Below are 3,492 nucleotides of genomic sequence, written 5' to 3' on the forward strand. Positions count from 1 at the left end.
ATCAAGAACCCGAACGACAACCAGCAATACGTGATCAAGATTTGAGGGTGAGTTTGCCTCGGGTCGTGCTTAGGAAAGGTGAAAGTGGATCTCGTCGCTCTCCTGGCAATCCAGGTCCTTTACGCGATAGCCAGCCTGGCGCTGATCAGCATCGGGCTGGCGATTAACTTCGGCATGATGCGGGTCATCAATCTCGCGCATGGCGAGTTCCTGATGCTGGGCGGCTATGCCGCGATCGTTGCCACCGGCCATGGCATCAACATCTGGCTGTCGATGCTGGTGGTCGCGCCGATTGTGGTCGGCATCATCGGCGTGATCATCGAGCGCACGATCATCCGCTTCCTCTACGGCCGCATGATCGACACCATGCTGGCGACCTGGGGCTTGAGCCTGTTCCTAGTCGGGCTGACGACGGCGATCTTCGGCAATACCACCGTCGGCATTTCGGCGCCACTCGGCAGTTTCCAGATCGGCGCCTACCGCACCAGTGCCTATACGCTGTTTGTCATCGTCGTGGCGGTGGTGGTATTCGGGGCGATCTTCGCCGTAATGCGCTGGACCCAGCTCGGGCTGATTGCCCGTGGCACCATGCAGAATGCCAACATGGCGGCGGCACTTGGTGTCAATCCGCCGCGCGTCTATGCCATCACCTTCGGCCTCGGCGCCGCACTGTCGGGACTTGCCGGGGCGGTGCTGGCGCCGGTCTCCGGAGTGTTTCCGACCATTGGCGTCGCCTATGTCGCCAAATCCTTCATCACGGTGATCGGCGGCGGCGCCGCTATCCTTAGCGGCACGGTTTCGGCATCCGTGCTCTTCGGCACCATCAACCAAATTGCTACCTTCGTCACCACGCCGGTGTTCGGTGAAGTCGCGTTGCTCGCGGCTGCCGTTGTCTTGATCCGCCTGCTGCCGCAAGGCATCACCGGCCGCTTCTTCCGGAGAGGCATGTGAGCGCCCGCGCGCTCAATCTTCTCGGTCTCTGCCTCGTCGGCGTGACCGGCCTCGCGTTCATGGTGCTGGTACCACGCCTGTTCGAACTCGATGTGGTGCTTGAACTCACCGTCTACATGATCATGGCGATCCTGGCGCTCAGTCTCGCGCTCATTTGGGGCTATGGCGGCATCCTCTGCTTCGGGCAGTCGGCCTTCTTCGGGCTTGGCGCCTACACCTACGCCATCGCGATGTTCAACATCGGCGAGAGCACGATCCCGCTGCTGCTTGCGATCATCGTGCCGGCGGCCTTTGCGGCGCTGCTCGGCTATTTCATTTTCTACGGCCGCATCAGCGACGTCTATCTCGGCGTCATCACGCTGACGGTGACCCTGATTCTGTTCAATTCGATCAATTCGACGGCTGGACCGGAATTCCATATCGGCTCGGCGCGGCTCGGCGGCTTCAACGGCATTCCTGGAATTCCGCCGCTGAATTTCCCCGGCAACAAGCGCGCGCCGATCGATCTCGAAGGCATGTTCTATCTTGCAACCGCCGCGCTGCTCGCGACCTATTTTGGATTGCGGCTGCTGCTGGCGAGCCGGTTTGGCCGTATCATCGTCGGCATCCGGGAAAACGAACGGCGCGCCGAACTGCTTGGCTATGATCCGCGCGCCTACAAGCTCGCCACCTTCACCATTGGCGGTGCACTGGCCGGATTTGCCGGCTGCCTGTTCGCCAATTGGGGCAATTTTGTAAGCCCCACCATCTTCGGTCTCGCCCAATCCGCGCAGATCATCATTTGGGTCATCGTCGGCGGGCGTGGCACGCTGATCGGACCGATCGTCGGCTGTATCGGGATTCAATGGCTCACGACGGCACTCGGCGCCAACCAGCCCAGCGGCGGATCGGACTGGTGGGCCAAGATCTTTGCCAACGCGCCCTTGATTTTCGGGGTCATCCTGATCGCATTTGTACTGCTAGTGCCAAAGGGACTTGTGCCGACGCTCGGCGATATCGGCCAATCGCTGCTCTCTTCGCGGGGCAAGCGGGCCAAGAGGCTGCAGCCGAAGCAGGCGGAGGAGAGTTGATGGCCGCACCGCTGCTTCAGACCCAGGATCTCAGCATGCATTTCGGCGGCGTTCGCGCCGTGCGCCACGTCAACTTCTCGCTGGCCGAAGGCGAACTGCGCTGCCTGATCGGCCCGAACGGCGCGGGCAAGAGCACTTTCTTCAAGATGCTGACCGGGCAACTGGAGCCGACCCATGGCCAAGTGCTGTTCCGCGGTCACGACATTTCGCGCGCACACGCGCATGACATCGCGCGCCTCGGCATCGGCATCAAGACCCAGGTGCCGAGCGTGTTCGATGGCTTATCGGTGCGTGAAAACATTTGGCTGGCGGCAAGCCGGCACCATTCCGGCGACAGGGCCAGGCGCGTCGTCGACGAGATGCTGGAGCGGGTCAGCCTGACGGAGGCCGCCGAACGCTTGGTCGGTCAACTCGCCCATGGACAGCGGCAATGGGTCGAACTCGGCCTCGTGCTGGCCACCGACCCCCAATTGATCCTGCTCGACGAGCCCGCCGCCGGCATGACGCATGAGGAGGTCAACAAGACGGCCGAACTGGTGCGCGAGATCAACCGTACCAAAGGGCTGATCGTCGTCGAACACGACATGCAGTTCATCCGCATGATCGCCAAGCAGGTCACCGTGTTCAACCAGGGCAGCGTGCTGGTCGAGGACAGCGTGGAAAACATCATGCGCAATCCGCAGGTGCGCGACATCTATCTGGGCAAACAGGTGGCCGCATGATGCTCGATGTGCAGGGACTGCGAACGGGGTATGGCCGCATTCCGATCCTCAACGGGGTGAGCTTCTCCGTCAACGAAGGCGAATTTATCGGCATCCTCGGCCACAATGGCATGGGCAAGACGACGCTACTGAAAGCGCTGGTGGGTTTTTTGCCGCTGACCGGCGGTCGCGTGATGTTTGACCATGACGACGTCACGGCGGTCGAACCCTATCGGCGTGCGCGGCTTGGGCTCGGCTACGTGCCGCAGGGCCGCGAGATATTCCCCGGCCTGACCGTACACGAGAATCTGCTCATGGGCTGCAGCGCGCAAGACGGCGCGAAAGAGGACATCATCGCAACCGTGCTGGAGGAGTTTCCTCGCCTGAAGGCACTGCTCGATCGCGCTGGCGGGGCACTGTCGGGCGGCGAACAGCAATTGCTGGCGATCGCGCGCTGTCTTTGCGGCGGTCCGCGTCTGGTCCTGCTCGACGAGCCGACGGAGGGCATTCAACCGTCCATCATCGACGAGATTGTCGAGACCATGCAGCGGCTGCAGGCCAGGAGCGGGCTTACGATGATCTTAGTCGAGCAGAATCTCGATTTCATCGCCGCGCTTTCGCAGCGCATCCTGATCATCCAGAAGGGGACGATTACCCGGGAAGTGGCGCCGGGCGAACTCGGCGACGCAAGCCTAGTCGGGGAGTTTGTAGGCATAGCAACTTAAGGCCCGATCCAGCGGGCGCGATTCACAGGGAGGACAAGCCATGGC

Annotated in this window: 4 protein-coding genes; all 4 read left to right on the plus strand. The window is 61.9% G+C overall.

Translation table 11 applies throughout. The annotated features are described in order from the left end of the window. Positions 1-84 precede the first annotated feature (84 nt). Genes WB528_RS11265 through WB528_RS11280 form a run of 4 tightly spaced genes read left to right on the plus strand, consistent with a single transcriptional unit; the run spans position 85 to position 3,447 of the window. Complete coding sequence (locus tag WB528_RS11265; RefSeq protein ID WP_423888490.1) at positions 85-951, plus strand: branched-chain amino acid ABC transporter permease; 867 nt, start codon at positions 85-87, stop codon at positions 949-951. Further along, positions 948-2,021 (plus strand): ABC transporter permease subunit, encoded by a 1,074-nt coding sequence (locus tag WB528_RS11270; protein ID WP_423888491.1) that lies wholly within the window; start codon positions 948-950, stop codon positions 2,019-2,021. Before WB528_RS11265 ends, WB528_RS11270 begins: the two co-directional genes overlap by 4 nt. Then, on the plus strand, positions 2,021-2,743 hold the full coding sequence (locus WB528_RS11275; protein ID WP_423888492.1) for an ATP-binding cassette domain-containing protein: 723 nt from the start codon (positions 2,021-2,023) through the stop codon (positions 2,741-2,743). The genes WB528_RS11270 and WB528_RS11275 overlap by 1 nt, the downstream gene beginning before the upstream one ends. After that, the gene (locus WB528_RS11280) at positions 2,740-3,447 is read left to right on the plus strand and encodes an ABC transporter ATP-binding protein (protein WP_423888493.1); all 708 of its coding nucleotides are present in this window, start codon (positions 2,740-2,742) and stop codon (positions 3,445-3,447) included. Before WB528_RS11275 ends, WB528_RS11280 begins: the two co-directional genes overlap by 4 nt. The last annotated feature ends 45 nt before the right edge of the window (positions 3,448-3,492 follow it).

Origin of the sequence: Bradyrhizobium sp. (assembly GCF_049586575.1) — a bacterium.
Classification (GTDB): Bacteria; Pseudomonadota; Alphaproteobacteria; order Rhizobiales; family Xanthobacteraceae; genus Bradyrhizobium.

What these genes read in the sequence shown, in the direction of transcription:
- WB528_RS11275 (WP_423888492.1), top strand. Translation starts at nt 2,021, where the DNA reads ATGGCCGCACCGCTGCTTCAGACCCAGGATCTCAGCATGCATTTCGGC.
- WB528_RS11280 (WP_423888493.1), top strand. Translation starts at nt 2,740, where the DNA reads ATGATGCTCGATGTGCAGGGACTGCGAACGGGGTATGGCCGCATTCCG.